At 61.5% G+C, this 16305-nt stretch carries 16 protein-coding genes; 4 read left to right on the top strand and 12 right to left on the bottom strand.

What is annotated here, in order from left to right; genetic code table 11:
• Window positions 1-38 precede the first annotated feature (38 nt).
• Together F4827_RS16445 and F4827_RS16440 are read right to left on the bottom strand one after the other, a co-directional pair.
• Entirely contained in the window at window positions 39-422 is a 384-nt protein-coding gene (locus F4827_RS16445) for a response regulator (RefSeq protein ID WP_183725025.1), read from the bottom strand.
• 63 nt (window positions 423-485) lie between these two features.
• Window positions 486-2015, bottom strand: a complete 1530-nt coding sequence (locus F4827_RS16440; RefSeq protein ID WP_260175246.1) for an ATPase domain-containing protein — start codon at window positions 2013-2015, stop codon at window positions 486-488.
• 375 nt (window positions 2016-2390) lie between these two features.
• Here F4827_RS16440 and F4827_RS16435 point away from each other — a divergent pair, with 375 nt between their 5' ends.
• The gene (locus F4827_RS16435) at window positions 2391-3605 is read left to right on the top strand and encodes a mechanosensitive ion channel family protein (RefSeq protein WP_183725024.1); all 1215 of its coding nucleotides are present in this window, start codon (window positions 2391-2393) and stop codon (window positions 3603-3605) included.
• A 495-nt stretch (window positions 3606-4100) separates the two neighbouring features.
• Here the strand turns inward: F4827_RS16435 and F4827_RS16430 are convergent, their stop codons facing one another.
• The 3 genes from F4827_RS16430 to F4827_RS16420 all read right to left on the bottom strand — a co-directional run bounded on the left by F4827_RS16430 (window position 4101) and on the right by F4827_RS16420 (window position 4985).
• Complete coding sequence (locus F4827_RS16430) at window positions 4101-4316, bottom strand: hypothetical protein (RefSeq protein ID WP_183725023.1); 216 nt, start codon at window positions 4314-4316, stop codon at window positions 4101-4103.
• Between the two features lie 61 nt (window positions 4317-4377).
• Window positions 4378-4626, bottom strand: coding sequence for a hypothetical protein (locus F4827_RS16425; RefSeq protein WP_183725022.1), 249 nt, complete (start codon window positions 4624-4626; stop codon window positions 4378-4380).
• Window positions 4627-4652: 26 nt separating this feature from the next.
• Window positions 4653-4985 (bottom strand): hypothetical protein, encoded by a 333-nt coding sequence (locus tag F4827_RS16420; RefSeq protein ID WP_183725021.1) that lies wholly within the window; start codon window positions 4983-4985, stop codon window positions 4653-4655.
• A 775-nt stretch (window positions 4986-5760) separates the two neighbouring features.
• On the opposite strand from F4827_RS16420, the gene rpsU reads away from it, so the two are divergent.
• The 3 genes from rpsU (at window position 5761) to F4827_RS16405 (ending at window position 6983) form a co-directional block, all read left to right on the top strand.
• Entirely contained in the window at window positions 5761-5973 is a 213-nt protein-coding gene (rpsU, locus tag F4827_RS16415; protein WP_183725020.1) for a 30S ribosomal protein S21, read from the top strand.
• Window positions 5974-6282: 309 nt separating this feature from the next.
• Window positions 6283-6486, top strand: coding sequence for a cold-shock protein (locus tag F4827_RS16410; RefSeq protein ID WP_183725019.1), 204 nt, complete (start codon window positions 6283-6285; stop codon window positions 6484-6486).
• A gap of 272 nt (window positions 6487-6758) precedes the next feature.
• A complete protein-coding gene (locus tag F4827_RS16405) occupies window positions 6759-6983 on the top strand; it encodes a hypothetical protein (protein WP_183725303.1) in 225 nt (74 codons plus the stop codon).
• A gap of 199 nt (window positions 6984-7182) precedes the next feature.
• Here the strand turns inward: F4827_RS16405 and F4827_RS16400 are convergent, their stop codons facing one another.
• The 7 genes from F4827_RS16400 to F4827_RS16370 all read right to left on the bottom strand — a co-directional run bounded on the left by F4827_RS16400 (window position 7183) and on the right by F4827_RS16370 (window position 16288).
• Complete coding sequence (locus tag F4827_RS16400) at window positions 7183-8382, bottom strand: porin (protein ID WP_183725018.1); 1200 nt, start codon at window positions 8380-8382, stop codon at window positions 7183-7185.
• Between the two features lie 138 nt (window positions 8383-8520).
• Window positions 8521-10278: an L-arabinonate dehydratase gene (gene araD, locus F4827_RS16395; protein WP_183725017.1), complete on the bottom strand. Its 1758-nt coding sequence runs from the start codon at window positions 10276-10278 to the stop codon at window positions 8521-8523.
• Window positions 10279-10333: 55 nt separating this feature from the next.
• Window positions 10334-11251 carry an ABC transporter permease gene (locus tag F4827_RS16390; RefSeq protein WP_183725016.1) on the bottom strand — a complete coding sequence of 306 codons (918 nt, stop codon included), beginning with the start codon at window positions 11249-11251 and terminating at the stop codon, window positions 10334-10336.
• Entirely contained in the window at window positions 11251-12132 is an 882-nt protein-coding gene (locus F4827_RS16385; RefSeq protein ID WP_183725015.1) for an ABC transporter permease, read from the bottom strand. The genes F4827_RS16390 and F4827_RS16385 overlap by 1 nt, the downstream gene beginning before the upstream one ends.
• Entirely contained in the window at window positions 12129-13217 is a 1089-nt protein-coding gene (locus F4827_RS16380; RefSeq protein WP_183725014.1) for an ABC transporter ATP-binding protein, read from the bottom strand. Before F4827_RS16380 ends, F4827_RS16385 begins: the two co-directional genes overlap by 4 nt.
• 94 nt (window positions 13218-13311) lie before the next feature.
• A complete protein-coding gene (locus tag F4827_RS16375; protein ID WP_260175262.1) occupies window positions 13312-14412 on the bottom strand; it encodes an extracellular solute-binding protein in 1101 nt (366 codons plus the stop codon).
• A 292-nt stretch (window positions 14413-14704) separates the two neighbouring features.
• On the bottom strand, window positions 14705-16288 hold the full coding sequence (locus F4827_RS16370; protein ID WP_183725012.1) for an aldehyde dehydrogenase (NADP(+)): 1584 nt from the start codon (window positions 16286-16288) through the stop codon (window positions 14705-14707).
• Window positions 16289-16305 lie beyond the last annotated feature (17 nt).

The following is a 16305-nucleotide window of genomic DNA, read 5'->3' as shown; positions in this document are numbered from 1 at the left end:
AGCGCAGAACGGTTGGCCGATTCGGGCTCCGATTCGGGCTAGATGCAATCCACGGTACCGCTGTTCTCGCCAAAAAGCCCTGCGATGACCTGCAGTAACCTGGGCGGAGAATAAGGCTTATCGAGGATTTCGAAGAACAGGTCCGCGTGTTCCCTCGCCGACGCCCCCTGTGCGGCACTTGCCAGGATGATTGGAATGCACGCCGTCACTGGATTGGCCTTGACTGCCTGAGCCAGCTCGAATCCCGACATGACAGGCATCATGTAGTCGGTAATGATGAGATCCGGCACGAGACGGTGGATCAGTTCGAATGCCTCTGCGCCGTTTCTCGCGACATGAACGATATGTCCTGCTTCGCCAAGCAGGAATGCGAGGACGTCTGTTATCAGGCTCTCGTCATCGACTACAACTATGGTGGCCATCTCTGCTTCCCCCGGTCCCTGCCGTCAGCACTTCTTGCACACCCAGGCGTGCGGCAACTGCTTTCAGGAAGTGGGTTTACCGGTGGCCACCGGGCCCGGATCGCCAATATGCGATCCGTGAATGGTGTCCGGCATGATGAGTTTTGTAATCGCCGGAGCAAACGCACTATCCCGTATCTTGACGACCTTCATGCCCTGATACAGTGCGTCTTCGGCTTCTTCGAGTTGCATGCCAATCACATTATCGAACAGGCTCAGCGCGGCTGGCGTCGCTGCATTCAATGAACTTGCGCTCAACTCCTTCATTTCCCATGTGCAGACAATCGTCACGTCCATTACCCGAAGCTGGTTGGTGAGCGCCGCCAGAAATTCTGTGATCCGAAAAGCATCGGCGCTCGCCCGCTCGAAGCCTGCCAGTCCGTCGATGACCAGACGTCGCACGCCGCGTGCCTGCACGGCGTCCAGCAACTGGTAGGCAAGACTATCGATCACGTTTTCGGTTAGCGGATTCCATAACACGGTTACCGCGCCCGATGCGACCAGTGCATCCAGGTTTATTCCGAGCGCGCGAGCCTTGCTTGCCAGCCGCGCCGGCGTTTCGTAGAACCCGAAATGGAGTCCCGGGGCTTCAGGTGTCGCCAACCGCAGAAAATTCAGCCCGAAGCTCGTTTTTCCGCTGCCACCGGGTCCCACGACAGCCGTCGCTGAATTGACTGGCAGGCCGCCCTTGATGCGCAGGTCAAGCTCTTCCAATCCACTCGAAATGCGGTTCTGGGGCGCATGATCCTCACCCACCGGCCGTCCATAAAAGGACTCTAGCCGCGGAAAAACCGTGATACCTGAATCATGGATCTGGTAGTAGTGCAGCCCCCCCAGTGATGCGCTTCCCCGCGACTTGCTGACCCGCAGACGGCGCACCGTTCGTGAACCAGAGAGTTCTTCTTCGAGTTGCAATACCCCGTCGACCATCGTGTGCTCGGGGCTGGACTCGTCGATGCGCCCACTTGTGAGAAATAACACGGTGCAAGCGCTGAACGACGCGTGCCCCTGCAGCTCCGCAACAAACGCTTTTACGTCGAGCGAACTATACGCACTCTCCTGCGCGATCAGCAGCCCGTCGAGGACCAGCATGGTCGTACCCCGGCGTGCAATCTCCCTTCTCAGAAGCTCGACCAGCGCACCCAGTCCATCGGTACGCAAGGTACGCAGGAGACTCAGGTAGGTCATCTCTCTGCCGACCATTTCCGCGTCGTAAAAAGTCAGCATGGAGAGCGACTGGAAGAGCCGGTCGTGTGATTCGGCAAGAAGAGTGACGTACAGCACCCTGCCGCCTTGCCTCGCCTGAGCGAAGGCAATCTGGTTGGCAAGGATCGTCTTGCCTGCGCCGGGTCTGCCCTGAACGATATACGCGGCACCTTCGATCAGGCCGCCGCCCAGCACTGGATCGAGACCCGGCACATCGCTTTTCAGGCGTTTCTGCTTGTGTCGCATCGATAGCGTTTCCAGCAAAGATTGCCGGAAGTCCCGGCGGGATCTGGCGCAATCGATGCGCACAATCAGTGAATCAGAAAAACTTGCCGCCATCCAATCCATGCACAAGTACGACTGGATGATTATGCGTTAAAGCGCAGCTTCACGCGCGCGAAGACCGACAATCCTGGCCAGCTCGACTCAATTTGTGTCGAAGTCTGTTGAACGCCAACTTCGGCTGTTCGTTGAGCGTTTATTTAGCAGGCGTTTCTGTTCGAGCCGCTGCCCGATCAAACTACCGATGTATGATGGGCTCACTGCAACGATGCTTCGCACACCGGTCTATCTTTCGTACTGCTTACGCAAAATGACGGTCTGGCTTGTGCGCAACGGACAATCCCCTGCGCAAGGCCATGCATTCCGGCCACGGCATCCGCCCCCGGACTTCAGTCAGAGCGACAGGCCCGGCGAACCGTTTTGCGGGCACTGGAGGGATCCATGTTCGACAAGGCACTTCGTATCGAGGGCGGGCCGGACTGGCATCACCTGAACGTCTATACCGATAGCCCGCTCGTCGCTTTCCTGCTGGTTGCCGCCCTGTTGCTCGCGATCCTGCTGGCGAGCGCGATCTGTTTCTACGTGACACGCTTGATCATACTGGCGGTCGTCGGCCATCTGGCTCGCCAGCCGCAGCGCAAGTGGCTACGTGCCGCCAGGTCCCACAAGGTGTTCGACCGGCTGGCGCCGCTGGTGCCAGCCTTGATTTTATATGCTTCTGCACCGCTGCTTTCCGGGCTTACGTTTGCGTCGGTTGCGGCGCTCGGCCATCCACTGGCGATCCTCGCGGCGTGCTACATGGTGTACACGTTACTGCGTGCGGCGCTCGCTCTGCTTGACAGTGTAGGCGAGCGCTACAGCCACTTCCCCTCTGCGAGCGAGCGGCCAATCAAAAGTTTCTTGCAGACAGCCACTATCGCGCTCTACGTCATCGCCCTGATAGCGGGGATCTCTGTTCTGCTGGAGCGCTCCCCCGCCTATTTTCTCACCGGCCTGAGTGCGATGACTGCGCTGCTGATCATCATTTTCCGGGACTCGCTGCTTGGCTTTGTCGCCAGCATCCAGCTCACCGTCTACGACATGGTCAGGGTCGGCGACTGGATCGAGGTGCCGGGCTTCGTAGCCGATGGCACGGTCATCGACATCGCCCTGAACACGATCAAGGTGCAGAACTTTGACAACTCGATCGTCATGCTTCCCAGCTACGTTTTGCTCACCAATAGCGTGAAGAACTGGCGCGGAATGATCGAATCGGGCGGACGGCGAGTCAGGCACGCGATACATTTCGATGCCGAAACGGTGCGCATTTCCGACGACGCGCTACTGGTCCAGCTACGCAACCAGTTTGGTCGCTTGCCAATCGAAGTGATGCCTGATGACATCCAGCATCGCACCAATCTTGGCCTGTACCGCCTTTATCTGGAGGCATATTTTCGCGCTCATCAAGCAGTCCGTCACGACATGCCCATCGTCATCCGCCACGTGCAGTCGACCCAACCTGTCATTGCGCTCGAAATATTTCTCTACATCAACGAAACGCGCTGGGAGCTCTACGAAAGCCTGCAGTCGGACATGCTCGATCACGCGTACGGACTAGTAGCGCTTTTCGGACTGCGCTGCTGGCAGGAACGACGGCCTTCGTCGCAGCCTCAATAACCCGCTCGCCCGGGACCCAAAATGAAAAAGCAAAAAGACTCCAGAGGCTGTCAAAGAGACTGGCGCGGCATCATCCACCGGGAGACCGGAGAACCGATTCAGGCATGGCGCTACAGGCTGTCGCGCAGTCAATCGATGATCAAGTGGTCGCAAGCCGGTCCGAAGACTACCTCGCGCCCGACGCCACTGCCCAATCCCCAGTCAACACGGGCAAGTCCGATCAGATCGTTGTTACCGTCAAGAGCATGTTCCGGCTAGCCAGGTAATCAACATCCCAAGCGAAACGACAAACGTAACCATGCCGAGGGTTAGCCACTGGTTCGGTGATGGTCGATATCTGAACTTCATGAATACTTTTCTTCCGCGGCCAACGCACGCGGCAAGAACGCCTGAGACGCAGTGGCCCACGAGAAATGCCAGAGCACCCAGCCGGTCAGGAATCTGGCTGTATTGCTTCACTGTGCGCCTGCCGTTAGCGGCAGAACACAGGGCGTCCTAGCCGAAGCGTGCATCGAGCCACTGCTTTGCCCAATTCTCGGCGTAGACGATTGCATCTTCGCGAAGCTCGAACGCCGCAAGATCACCACTCGAATAAATGTCATATTGGCTGCCGTCGGGACGGTTAGTGCTGATACGCGCGTGCGCCATAAACTCACCATCCGCTCGGCGCGGCGTGGGATCAATGCGGAACCGGGTCGAATCTGAACGCATGTTTCCCCCTGCTTTAAAGTGCCCGCAGCCCGCCTTTGGGGACTTCCGGCGACAACATCTTTCAAACGGAACAACTGTTAAGGAGTGCCATTATCTGGCCCGCCTCTGTAGCAGTTTCGCAATCAGGCATGCCTTCTTCGCGAAGGATGGCACGAACAGAGACGAACAGCCGGTATGCGTCGGCGTCGACTTCCTGTCTGCGCTCTCCGATGATGGCCTCCAGGTCGAGATTTGCACTCGATGGGAGGAATTCCTCAACCAGTTCTCGTGCGCGTATCCGAATCTGCTCAAGCAAATGGATCCTGTCCATCCGATCCTCCGCCAGTGGTTCACCAATCACCAGGCAAACTGTTTCCCTGCATCGGATTCCCGGCTATTTGATTCCTTCAGATCGAGCACGGTCTCGTCAGCCGGACAGGTGTCGATGAGATGCTCCGCGTAGGCGATGGAAGCGCGCCGCGCATCGCCCGCATTCAGGAACGGCCTCTTGACCAACAGACCGAAAACCCGGGTTCGAGGGATCAGTGCCAGTCCCTCTGGTTCCCTGATCCGGACCGCGGCATCGAAACCCTCTTCATAATTGCGCCCCAGACCCGGTAACGTTGGCTGATGGGGAAAAACCAGTGGGTGTATTTCAAGTCCACGGTAAAAGCGGATAGTGGCTGACATGGAGATGGCTCCGTGGTTCTGCACGAAGTGCAGAGGTCGTGAATATGGCGCAGCCGCACCACGGCTGATGCCGTTGAGCGCTAGCGTAAGTGGTCTGCGAGGGAGAGGAGCAGCTCGGTGCCTGAACAAGCTGCAGAAAGATGCGCTGGAATCGGTCGCAGGTCGACTGATCAAACCATCCTACACTGATCCCGGATTTTGTATACCCATCCATCGGCATTTCTTTTTCGGCTGTATGTGTGCCATCGCATCAGATGGACTCGTGAGATCAAAGCAGCACGCTGCATCGGGACCGCCTGATGGATTGAAAATGAACCGAAGCGACGAATGCGAGCCTGGGATAACGAAACTCAGCGAAACCCAGCGAAACTCAGAAAATCGCTGGATATCGTCGCCTGTCTCTTTGCTTCACGGCACGAGACTGCCACCGCGATCCTCATCGGCATAGGCCGAGAGCCGGGTTTGACGAGTAATGCGGCGACGTGACGGGCGCGGCGAAAGATCAGACGCCCACGGCCACCACCAGCGCGCGCACGGAGGATTTGAAACCACATGCCTCCCGGGCCCGAGGCCGGCTTGTCATGCGTTTTCCGATTAAGCCGCGCGAAAAGGGACGGCAGTTGCTACACTTGCGCCCCTGCGAGGTGTAAAAAGATGCGCCTTTGACACTATCCACGGCCCGCTCGACAGCAGCCGTGTCAATAGCAGTGGCAACCGCAGCAGCGGCAACCGCGTCAACCATCTCCCTACTCCCGGACCCCAACCAAGGAACGACTTGACTACTGTAATTCTGAAACCTGACGAACCCGTGGACGTTGCATTGCGCCGCTTCCGTCGCGCGATTGAGCGCACTGGCCTGATTCCGGAACTTCGTGCCCGAACCGCCTATGAAAAGCCGACTACGGAGCGAAAACGCAAGAAGGCCGCTGCGGTGGCCCGCGTACGCAAGCAGGCCAAACGGTCGTTGCCGCCGAAAAAGCGCTACTGAGCAGAGGCAACGGTGGGCAGCCAACATAGAGAGCTTGTCCACCGCACAATCCTCACCGTTCAGGCAGCGCGTGCAGCTCTCAGGGCCGCATCGCTTACCCGCCTGAGCGGCGCCCGGCGCAACGGTTACAAGATAAACCTTGACGCTGACGCCTGCGCGGGGTTAGTGTGTCGTCCGAAGGTCAGGAAGTTCGATTGCTGTTCATCAATTGCTCGCTTATCAGCGGTATTCGTGGTCACCTCACTCCTTGTCGCTTCACATGCTCTCTCTCAATGAGCAAGTCTTCATTTTTTTCGTCAAGGATTATTCATGGAAACCGGTACCGTTAAGTGGTTCAACGACAGCAAGGGCTTTGGCTTCATTACTCCGGATAAGGGCGGCGACGACCTCTTCGCGCATTTCTCCGAAGTCAAAACCGACGGCTTCAAGACGCTTGCTGAAAACCAGAAAGTGAGCTTCGAAACCAAGCAAGGTCCGAAGGGCCTGCAAGCGGCTAACATCAAGCCGATCTAAAGTTTGAAAAACCCGGCTTCCGACGACGGACGCCGGGTTGCAGCGACACCCTCGCGGAGCGTTGTCTCCCAAAGTTGGCGCGATTGCTCCTGTCTGCCCTGTTTCGGGCAGTATGACTACCGCCATACGCCTCGTTGCACCTCATTCTCTCCTTCGGGCTCCCACGCCTTTTGGCTTTACGGCCACTCCAGATTCGGCTCGCAAAAGCCTTGAATCGACGCGGCGTTGCACGTTTTCACGGCACACGCGCATTCGGATATAAAAAAATTAAAATGCAAAATACCGCAATTCATCAATACAACGGCTATGCCGTTCAACCGTCCGCGCATCGATTGCCCGACGGTAGTTTTTCCTCCAATCTTCTGCTTGAACGCACCGATCGTGGGCATACCGGCGGCTGCTACCACTTCTATTCGCTCGACTACTTTGCGAGTGAGGAACAGGCGCTGCAACACTCGACAAGTTGGGCACGCAACTGGGTCGATACCCGCGGATAGCAGCAAGGCTGCTTGAATAGCGTGTTCGGCTCGCAAACACCCGTCAAGATCACGAATCAATCTTACCCAGACGCTCCGGGCGCACCGCACGCACCTGGCACTGCGCTTCGCGACCGCCAATAAAAAACGGCAGCACCGTGCTGGCGCTGCCGTCAAACCTGCCTCGGAGCGTGACAATCCCGCGTGACACGCGTGACAATCAGAAGCGGTGCACGATGCCCACAGCGCCCGCAAACTGGCTGCGCGACGACGACGGCGCGCTGTTCTGACCGTCGCCAATGTCAGCGGTCGCGTTGATGATGTTGCCCGCGCCGTTCGTGCCCAGCGTCTGACCGCCCGCGCGCTGGTACGCCTCGACAAAGTACAGGCCGGTGCGCTTGGACAGGCTGTAGTACTGCGAGAGGTTGAACTGCTGGTACGAGGCCGCGCTCTGGATGCCGTTGGCCTTGGTCGCACGCGTGTAGCTGTAGCCGGCCGCGAGATCGAGCGCGACAAGCGGCTTGTAGTGCAGCACCACGCCGCCGGTGTTCCAGATCTGCGTGTCGAAGAACTTCGAACCCGAGCCCGCGATGTACTGCACATTCGAATACGATGCCGAAATATCCCACTGTGAATTGAACGAGTAGCCACCCGTCACGGCCAGGCGCTGCTGCGTCTGCGCCGTCTGGAAGCCGTTGGTCACGCCCGACACGCCCGGTTCGCCGTTGCTGTACGCCGTCGAGTTCGAGCCCCACGCACCGCCGCCGCTCGTCGAGTTGCACAGACGCTCGAAACCCACCGCAAGACCCACGGGACCGTGGATATAGTTGGCCGCCACGCTCCAGGTCTGGCCCGCGCCGACGCTGCCCGGCACGCCGCCGAATGCGTACATGCCGCTGAACGTGAAGCCGGCGAAATTCGGCGAGGTATAGACCAGCGAGTTGTTGATGCGGTAGATCGTGTCCATCGAGTCCAGATCGCCCGGGTGCGCACCGTACGCGCCCGTGAGCCACGTGGTCGGGCTATAGGGCGAGAGCAGCGTGTAGTAAGGCGCGTACTGGCGGCCCGCCGTGAGCGTGCCGTAGTCCTTGTTGGCGACGCCGACAAGCGCGGCGCGGCTGAACATCAGGTTCGAGGTGGATTGCGCGCCGTTGGCCGAGTTGTAGCCTTCTTCGAGCTGGAAGATCGCGCGCGTGCCGCCGCCGAGGTCTTCGCTGCCCTTCAGGCCGAAGCGCGAACCGGCCCACACGCCCTGCACCATCTTGACAGCCGAGTGGCCGCCCGAGTTGCTGCCAAGCGCCGCCGAGCTGCTTTGATAACCAATGCCGGTATCGACGATACCGTACAGCGTGACGCTGCTCTGGGCGTGCGCGCCCAATGCGGCGCATCCAAGCGCCGAAGCGATAAGGGTCTTCTTCATCTGCACTCCTGATTTAATGGTTGTGATGGTTTGTTTTTTTGACTACTCGTGAATCTCTTTGCGAGAGTGCTCCTGCGCTCCAGCATGGGACGCCGCTTTGCGCGACGCCCGTGCCTTCACTTGCGAACCGCCGTGTCCTTAGTGGATCTCGGGTTCGCCGCCAGCTGCGCTGCCGCCACCGCAACCGCCCGCGCCTTCACGCTGCATGAAATCGAATTCGCAGCCATTGTTGGCCTGCATCACGTGCATCTGGTACATCGCGCCATAGCCGCGCTTGAAGCGCGGCTCCGGCGCCACCCACGCGGCCTTGCGGCGCGCCATTTCCTCGTCGGAGATCAGCACGTTCAGGCGGCGTTCCGGTACGTTCAGTTCGATCAGGTCGCCGTCCTGCACCAGCGCAAGCGGGCCGCCGATGAACGATTCGGGCGCAACGTGCAGCACGCACGCGCCGTAGCTCGTGCCGCTCATGCGCGCATCGGAAATGCGCAGCATGTCGCGCACGCCCTTCTGCAGGATCTTTTGCGGAATCGGCAACTGGCCCCACTCGGGCATGCCCGGCGCGCCCACCGGACCGGCGTGCTGGAGCACGATCACGCTGTTTTCGTCGCATTCCAGTTCTTCGCTGTCGATGCGCGCGGCCATGTCGTTGTAGTCCTTGAACACCACCGCCTTGCCCGTATGAATGTGCAGGCGCTTTTCCGCCGCGCCCGGCTTGATCACCGCGCCGTCCGGCGCGAGGTTGCCGCGCAGCACGGCGAGGCCGGTATCCGGCATCAGCGGCTTCGCACGGCGATAGATCACCTCTTCGTTATAGATCTCGGCGTCGGCGATGTTTTCGCCGAGCGTCTTGCCGTTCACCGTCATCTGCGCGCCGTCGATCAGATCGCCGAGTTCCTTGAGCATCGCGCGCAGGCCGCCCGAATAATAGAAGTCCTCCATGAGGTACTTGCCGGTCGGGCGGATGTTCGCGAGCACCGGCGTGCGGCGCGCGACATCGTCGTAGTGCGAGAGCGTCAGATCGACACCGGCGCGGCGTGCAACGGCGATCATGTGCACGATGGCGTTGGTCGAACCGGACAGCGCCAGACAGGTCGTGACCGCGTTATCGACGGCTTTGCGCGTGATGATGTCCGAAGGCTTGAGGTCTTCCCACACCATTTCGACGATACGCATGCCGGTTTTCGCCGACATCTGCGCATGGCGCGAATCCGGCGCGGGAATCGAGGCAAAGCCCGGCAGCGTGAAGCCGAGCGCTTCCGCCGCGCTCGTCATCGTCGACGCCGTGCCCATCGTCATGCAGTGCCCGGGCGAGCGAGCGATGCCGCCTTCCACGCCCTTCCAGTCCTCTTCGGTGATCTTGCCCGCGCGCAGATCGGCCCAGTACTTCCAGGTGTCCGAACCGGAGCCGAGCGTCACGCCGTTCCAGTTGCCATTGAGCATCGGGCCGGCCGGCAGGAAGATGGTGGGCAGATCCATCGAGATCGCGCCCATCAGCAGCGCGGGCGTGGTCTTGTCGCAGCCGCCCATCAGTACGACGCCGTCGGCCGGGTACGAGCGCAGCGTCTCTTCCGCTTCCATCGCGAGGAAGTTGCGATAGAGCATCGTGGTGGGCTTCTGGAACGGCTCAGAGAGCGTTTGCACCGGCAGTTCGATCGGGAAGCCACCAGCCTGCCAGATGCCGCGCTTGACCTCTTCCACGCGCTGCTTGAAGTGCGTATGGCAAGGGTTGATCTCGCTCCACGTATTGAGGATCGCGATGACCGGCTTGCCCGCGTACTCTTCGCGGCTATAGCCCATCTGCGCCGTGCGCGAACGATGGCCGAACGATCGCAGGTCGTTCACGCCATACCAACGGTGGCTGCGCAGTTCTTCGGGGGTCTTTCGCTTGTTGCTCATCTTGCGTTGCTCCAGGTGTTTCCGCGGATGTGTTTCAGTGAGGCCGCCAGCCGCTCTAACGCGATTCCTTCACGCGCGACACGAGTTGCGTAGGGCTGACGAACTGCAGCGCGACCAGCACCCACGCGAGCGTGATCGCCATATAGATCATCGCCATGGCGTCGATGGACTGCGGCGCGCGCACGCCCGTCGAGAACACTGCGTAATACAGCGCCACGACGAGGGTTTGCGTGTCGGGTCCGGCGGTAAAAAAAGTGAGTTCGAACATGCCGATCGTGCGCACCAGCACGAGCAGCCCGGCCGCCAGCATCCCCGGCGCGAGGAGCGGCAGCAGTACGTAACGAAAATAGCGCAGCGTGTTAGCGCCAAAGATGCGCGCCGCCGATTCCAGATTCGGATCGATCTGCTCGATGAACGGCGTCATCACCAGAATCACAAAAGGCAGCGCGGGCACCAGATTGGCCAGAATCACGCCGGGCAAGGTGCCCGCGAGGCCAATCTGGTACATCGCCGTGGCCATCGGAATCCCGTAGGTCACGGGCGGCACCATCAGCGGCAGCAGAAACACGAGCATGCAGATGCGCTTGCCCGGAAACTGCGCACGCGCCAGCGCGTAAGCAGCAGGCACGCCCAGCGCGATGGACAGCAGCACGACCGCTCCCACCACTTCGAAGGTCACCCACAGCACGCTGCCCAACTGGAAATCGCGCCACGCCTGCGCGTACCAGTGCAGCGTGAAGCCCTGCGGCAGCGGGGTGCCGAACCAGCGTGTGGCGGTGGAGTTCACGCCAACCGTGGCGATCAGCAGCACGACGTTGAGCAGGAAGAACGCCACGCCGCCCCAGACGATCACTTTCCAGAGCATGTCGGGCACGCTCGCGCGGGGCTTCGCGCGCGGCGTAACCGCTGCGCTATCGCTATTGATCGGTGTGTTCGCGTGCAGGCCCGCGGCATTGCGTTGAGGTGCGCTCATCAGCCTTTCCCTCCGCTCACCGGGCCCGAGTAGAAGTAGCGTTTTGCACCGAGCATCGCGGCCACTACAACAAGCTGCACGAAGCCCATTGCAATCGCGATGGTCGACGCGAGCGAATAGTCGTAGCTCTCGAACGCCGCCTCCGAAGCCGCAATCGAAATCACACGCGTGGGACCCGCCGGCGCGCCAAGCAGCACCGCCGAAGGAAACACCGAGTACGCCTGCACAAACGACAGACACGCGGCCATCGTCAGACCCGGCGCGAGCAGCGGCAGATAGATCAGGCGAAACTGCTGCCACGGTCCAGCGCCAAGCGTGGCGGCCGCGCGCGCGAGCGTCGGATCGATGCCCGTCACGTATGAAAGCGTCAGCAGAAACGCAAACGGAAAACCCGACACGATCAGCGAGATCAGCACGCCCCAATAGTTGTGCGTGAGGCGAATCTCTTCGCTCGTGTACAGATGCAGCGCGTGCAGCGCCTGCGGAAACCAGCCGTTCGGGCCGAAGTAGCTGAGCATGCCGTCGGCGATCAGCACGGTGCCCAGCGTGACGGGAATCACCAGCAGCGTCGTCACCAGCTTCTGATACGGCGACTTGCGGCGCAGCGCGAACGCCACCGGCAGCGACAGCCCCACGTTGATGATCGTTGCGGGCACAGCCAGTTTCAGCGTGACGAATACGGTCGGCCACAACGCGAGATCGTGGAAGAACTGCAGGTAGTTCGCGAGCATGCCGCCGCCGTTCATTGGCTTGAACGAGAGCACGAGGCCGTAAGCGAACGGATACAGAAACAGCGCGACAATAAAGCCCAGCGCGGGCGCGACCAGCCAGCCGCGCGCGTCACGCGGCGCCTTGGTGAGCGACGTGACGAGCGTGCTCATGCGGCACGCTCCGCAGCGTCGGCATAGGCCAGCACGCGCGAGGGCGCGACGCGCAAGGTGGCGCGCTCGCCCGCTTCGAATTCGCCTTCCACGCGCGCCCACAGCTTGCCGAACGGCGCATGCGCGAGCAGCAACGAATCGCGGCCGCCGTATTCCACCATTTCGACTTCGACGTCGAAGGCGTTGGCATCGCCCGCATTGGCGCGCTCGAAATCTTCGGGACGCATCGCCACGGCAATCTCGCTGCCCTTGATATCGCCCATCGGCACGCCCGTGAGCGTGATGCCCGACGCCGACATCGCGATATGTTCGCCGCGCTCGCCACTCACCGCGAACGGCAGCACATTGCGATAGCCCATGAAACGCGCGACATGCAGATTCGAGGGGCGGCTATACACTTCCCTGGGCGTGGCCACTTGCTGCACGACGCCCTCTTTCATCACGACAATGCGGTCGGCCATCGACAGCGCTTCGTCCTGATCGTGCGTCACGTAGATGGTCGCGCGTTCGAGCTGGCCGTGAATGCGGCGGATTTCCGCGCGCATTTCGATACGCAGTTTGGTGTCGAGATTCGAAAGCGGTTCGTCCATCAGCACCAGCGGCGGCTCGATCACGATCGCACGCGCAATCGCCACACGCTGCTGCTGGCCGCCCGAGAGTTGTCCCGGCAGCTTGCCCTCATGGCCGACGAGCTGCACAAGCTGGAGTGCCTCGCGCGCGCGGCGTTTGACTTCATCGCGCGAAACGCCCTGCATTTTCAGGCCGAATCCCACATTCTCCAGCACCGTCATGTGCGGGAACAGCGCGTAATTCTGGAACACCATGCCGAAGCCACGCTTTTCCGGCGGCAGCACGTCGATGCGTTGTTCATCAAGCCAGATGCTGCCGCTCGTGAGCGGTTGCAGGCCCGCGATGCAGTTGAGCGCCGTCGATTTCCCGCAGCCCGAAGGCCCGAGCAGCGCAATGAATTCGCCGCGGCGAATGTCGAGATCGAGACCGCGCAGCGCCGCGAGCTGCGTGCCCTGGGCGCTGGTGAAACTCCGACACACCGCGTCCAGACGCAGACGATCGAAAGAATGCTTCATGTCCCCTTCCTGACCCCGTGATCCACTCATCCGAGACCAGGCTTCAAACATCGCTCGAAGCCCGGCGTCGCGCCCTTTGATGTGACTGCCGCGCTTACTGCGACTTCTGCGAGCCGATTTCGCGGTCCCATTTCTGGAACGCCGCCACCATCGCCTGCGCCGAAAGCGGCTGGACGTGCGGATACTGCGTGAGCCACTTCGCATACTCGGGACGACCGAATTTGGCGATCACTTCCTGGCTTGGCTTCGGCGCCATCGCAAGCGTCACGCCGTTCACGGCCGGGCCCGGATAGAAGTACCCGTCGTCGTAAGTCATGGCCTGCTGCTGGGGCTCCAGCATGAAATTCATCAGCTTGAGCAGCACCGCGAGCTTTTCCTTCGACACGCCCTTGGGCACCACCATGAAATGCGCGTCGTTCACCCACGTCATGCTGTCGAAAGCCTGCACCCTGAATTCGGCGGGCACGATGCCGAGCGCGCGCGGGTTGATGTCCCAGCCCGTCACGCTAACGGTCATGTCGCGTGAGCCCTCGCCCAATTCCTTCATCACCGCCGAGGTGCCGCCAGGGTAGTACGGCACGCACGAATTCAGCGCCTTGAGAAACGCCCAGGTCTTGTCCCAGCCGTTGATCGGGTCCTGCGGGTTTTTATCGCCGAGCAGATACGGCAGGCCCATCAGGAAGGTGCGTCCCGGGCCCGAATTGGCCGGGCGCGCATAGATCAGCTTGCCAGGATTGGCCTTGCAATAGGCCAGCAGTTCAGCGGGCGTGTGCGGCGGTTTGGCAACCTTGGCCGGGTTGTATTCGACCAGCGGACCGGCCGGCATGTAGGAGACTTCGAGGCCGTAGCCCTGCGCGAGGTCCTGCATCTTGCGCGGACCCGGCGCGTATTTGTCGAGCACGCCTGGCAGCGCCGCCGCTTGATCCGGCAGCAGTTTCGTCGAGAGGTTTTGCTCGATGCCTGCGGCGAGCGCGTCGGTGCCGGTGAGCACGAGATCGATATCGGCGCGGCCTGCGGCCTGCATCGCCTTGATCTTGCCCGGCAGTTGTGGCGCGGGCGCGTTGGTGTACGTGATATTGGAGACGAGATTCGGATACTTCGCCTTGAACGCCTCGAAGGCCTTCTGCGTGAGTTGCAGATTGCCGGCCACGTCGACAATGTTCAGGGAAACGGGATCAGCCTTTGCCGCGCTCATGCCGAACACGGCCACGGCCGCGACAGCCGTTACACAAGCGGCCAGCACCCTGACCTTCAAGCGTCCATCGAACATCGCATCTCCTCACTCTGTTTATGGAATTTTTCTACGCGGCTACGGTGATTTCTCGATTCTTGTTTTTGCGCCGCGGTCAAAGGATGCCGAACCACACATCAAGTTGTCAAGCAACGTGTAGGGATTTGCGAGGCAATTCTGAAAGCCTCTCCGGCAGCCCTACGACGAAGGCGCTTGCAGCGGTTCTGCAAGCGCCTTCGAGCCGGTCTTTTAACGCCTATTTGCGCACCAGCTCGCCGTCGCGCAGACGCCACAGCGCGAGCGGGTTGTCGTCCTGCAGCGCGACGGGCAGCAGTTCGGCCGGCAGATCCTGATAGCAGACCGGGCGCAGGAAGCGCTCGATCGCCATCGCGCCCACCGACGTCGTGCGCGCATCCGAGGTGGCCGGGAACGGGCCGCCGTGAACCATCGCGTACGACACCTCGACGCCGGTCGGGAAACCGTTCGCCAGAATGCGGCCCGCCTTGCGCTCCAACACAGGCAGCAGACGCGCGGCCATCGCATAGTCTTCGCGATCGATGTGCAGCGTGGCCGTCAATTGGCCTTCCAGATGCTCGGCCACGCGCACGAGTTCCGCTTCGTCGCGGCAAGCCACGACGATCGAGGTCGGCCCGAAAATCTCGTCCGACAACGCGTGCTGCGCAAGGAACTGTTCAGCGTTGGTCTTGAACAGCAGCGGCAGCGCGGCGCAATGCGCGTCCGTCTGCGTGCCTTCGGCCAGTTGCTCGACGCCCGGTGCGGTCTTGCGCGCCGCCACCGCTTCGCCGTAAGCCGAGGCGATGCCCGCCGTCAGCATGCTCTGCGACGGCTTGCCCGCGAGCGCGGCGCTTGCGCTCAGCACGAAGCGGTCGAGTTCCGGCGAATCGATCGCCAGCACTAGGCCCGGATTGGTGCAGAACTGGCCGACGCCCAGCGTGAGCGAATCGACGAAAGCCGTTGCGAGTGCTTCACCGCGTGCGGCCAATGCGGCGGGCAGCACGAACATCGGGTTGATGCTGCTCATTTCGGCGTAGACGGGGATGGGCTCGGCGCGCTGTGCGGCGACGTGCGCAAGCGCGAGCCCACCGCGTCGCGAACCCGTGAAGCCCACCGCCTTGATGGCCGGATGCGCAACCAGCGCTTCGCCGGTTTCGTTGCCTGCGCCGAAGATCAGCGAGAACACGCCTTCGGGCAGACCGACATCGGCAACGGCTTGCTGGATCGCGCGGCCGACGAGTTCCGAGGTGCCCGGATGCGCGAGGTGCGCCTTGACGACCACTGGACAACCGGCAGCCAGCGCCGACGCCGTATCGCCGCCCGCCACCGAGAACGCCAGCGGGAAGTTGCTCGCGCCGAACACGGCCACGGGGCCGAGGCCGATGCGCTGCGCGCGCAGATCCGAACGCGGCAGCGGCTTGCGATCCGGCAGCGCCGAATCGAGCACCGCGCCGCACCAGCGGCCGTCGCGCACCAGCGACGCAAACAGGCGCAACTGGCCGACCGTGCGGCCGCGCTCGCCTTCCAGACGCGCCTTGGGCAGCGCCGATTCAAGCTGCGCACGCTCGATCAGTTCATCGCCGATGCCGAGAATGCGTTCGGCGATCGCTTCGAGCAGCTTCGCGCGGGTTTCGTGCGGCGCGGCGCGGAAGGCGTCGAACGCCTGCGCCGCGAGATCGCAGGCGCGCGCGACTTCGGCCTTGCCGCCCAGCCCAAACGACGGCTCGATGTCCTTGCCGAGCGCCGGCGCGAAGGCGCGCATCTCTCCAGCCTGGCCGCGCACGGCCTGCGCGCCCAGCAGCATGTTCCCAGTGATAGACGACATGGTCGCTCCGTTCAGAT

This window comes from Paraburkholderia bannensis (assembly GCF_014200455.1).
In the GTDB taxonomy this organism is placed as follows: domain Bacteria; phylum Pseudomonadota; class Gammaproteobacteria; order Burkholderiales; family Burkholderiaceae; genus Paraburkholderia; species Paraburkholderia bannensis_A.
Note: the sequence above shows the minus strand (reverse complement) of the source record. Positions and strands in the feature narration are given on the sequence as shown.

Coding starts and splice junctions, on each gene's coding strand:
- F4827_RS16445 (WP_183725025.1), bottom strand. CDS start 422: ATGGCCACCATAGTTGTAGTCGATGACGAGAGCCTGATAACAGACGTC.
- F4827_RS16440 (WP_260175246.1), bottom strand. CDS start 2,015: ATGGATTGGATGGCGGCAAGTTTTTCTGATTCACTGATTGTGCGCATC.
- F4827_RS16435 (WP_183725024.1), top strand. CDS start 2,391: ATGTTCGACAAGGCACTTCGTATCGAGGGCGGGCCGGACTGGCATCAC.
- F4827_RS16430 (WP_183725023.1), bottom strand. CDS start 4,316: ATGCGTTCAGATTCGACCCGGTTCCGCATTGATCCCACGCCGCGCCGA.
- F4827_RS16425 (WP_183725022.1), bottom strand. CDS start 4,626: ATGGACAGGATCCATTTGCTTGAGCAGATTCGGATACGCGCACGAGAA.
- F4827_RS16420 (WP_183725021.1), bottom strand. CDS start 4,985: ATGTCAGCCACTATCCGCTTTTACCGTGGACTTGAAATACACCCACTG.
- F4827_RS16410 (WP_183725019.1), top strand. CDS start 6,283: ATGGAAACCGGTACCGTTAAGTGGTTCAACGACAGCAAGGGCTTTGGC.
- F4827_RS16405 (WP_183725303.1), top strand. CDS start 6,759: ATGCAAAATACCGCAATTCATCAATACAACGGCTATGCCGTTCAACCG.
- F4827_RS16400 (WP_183725018.1), bottom strand. CDS start 8,382: ATGAAGAAGACCCTTATCGCTTCGGCGCTTGGATGCGCCGCATTGGGC.
- araD (WP_183725017.1), bottom strand. CDS start 10,278: ATGAGCAACAAGCGAAAGACCCCCGAAGAACTGCGCAGCCACCGTTGG.
- F4827_RS16390 (WP_183725016.1), bottom strand. CDS start 11,251: ATGAGCGCACCTCAACGCAATGCCGCGGGCCTGCACGCGAACACACCG.
- F4827_RS16385 (WP_183725015.1), bottom strand. CDS start 12,132: ATGAGCACGCTCGTCACGTCGCTCACCAAGGCGCCGCGTGACGCGCGC.
- F4827_RS16380 (WP_183725014.1), bottom strand. CDS start 13,217: ATGAAGCATTCTTTCGATCGTCTGCGTCTGGACGCGGTGTGTCGGAGT.
- F4827_RS16375 (WP_260175262.1), bottom strand. CDS start 14,412: ATGAGCGCGGCAAAGGCTGATCCCGTTTCCCTGAACATTGTCGACGTG.
- F4827_RS16370 (WP_183725012.1), bottom strand. CDS start 16,288: ATGTCGTCTATCACTGGGAACATGCTGCTGGGCGCGCAGGCCGTGCGC.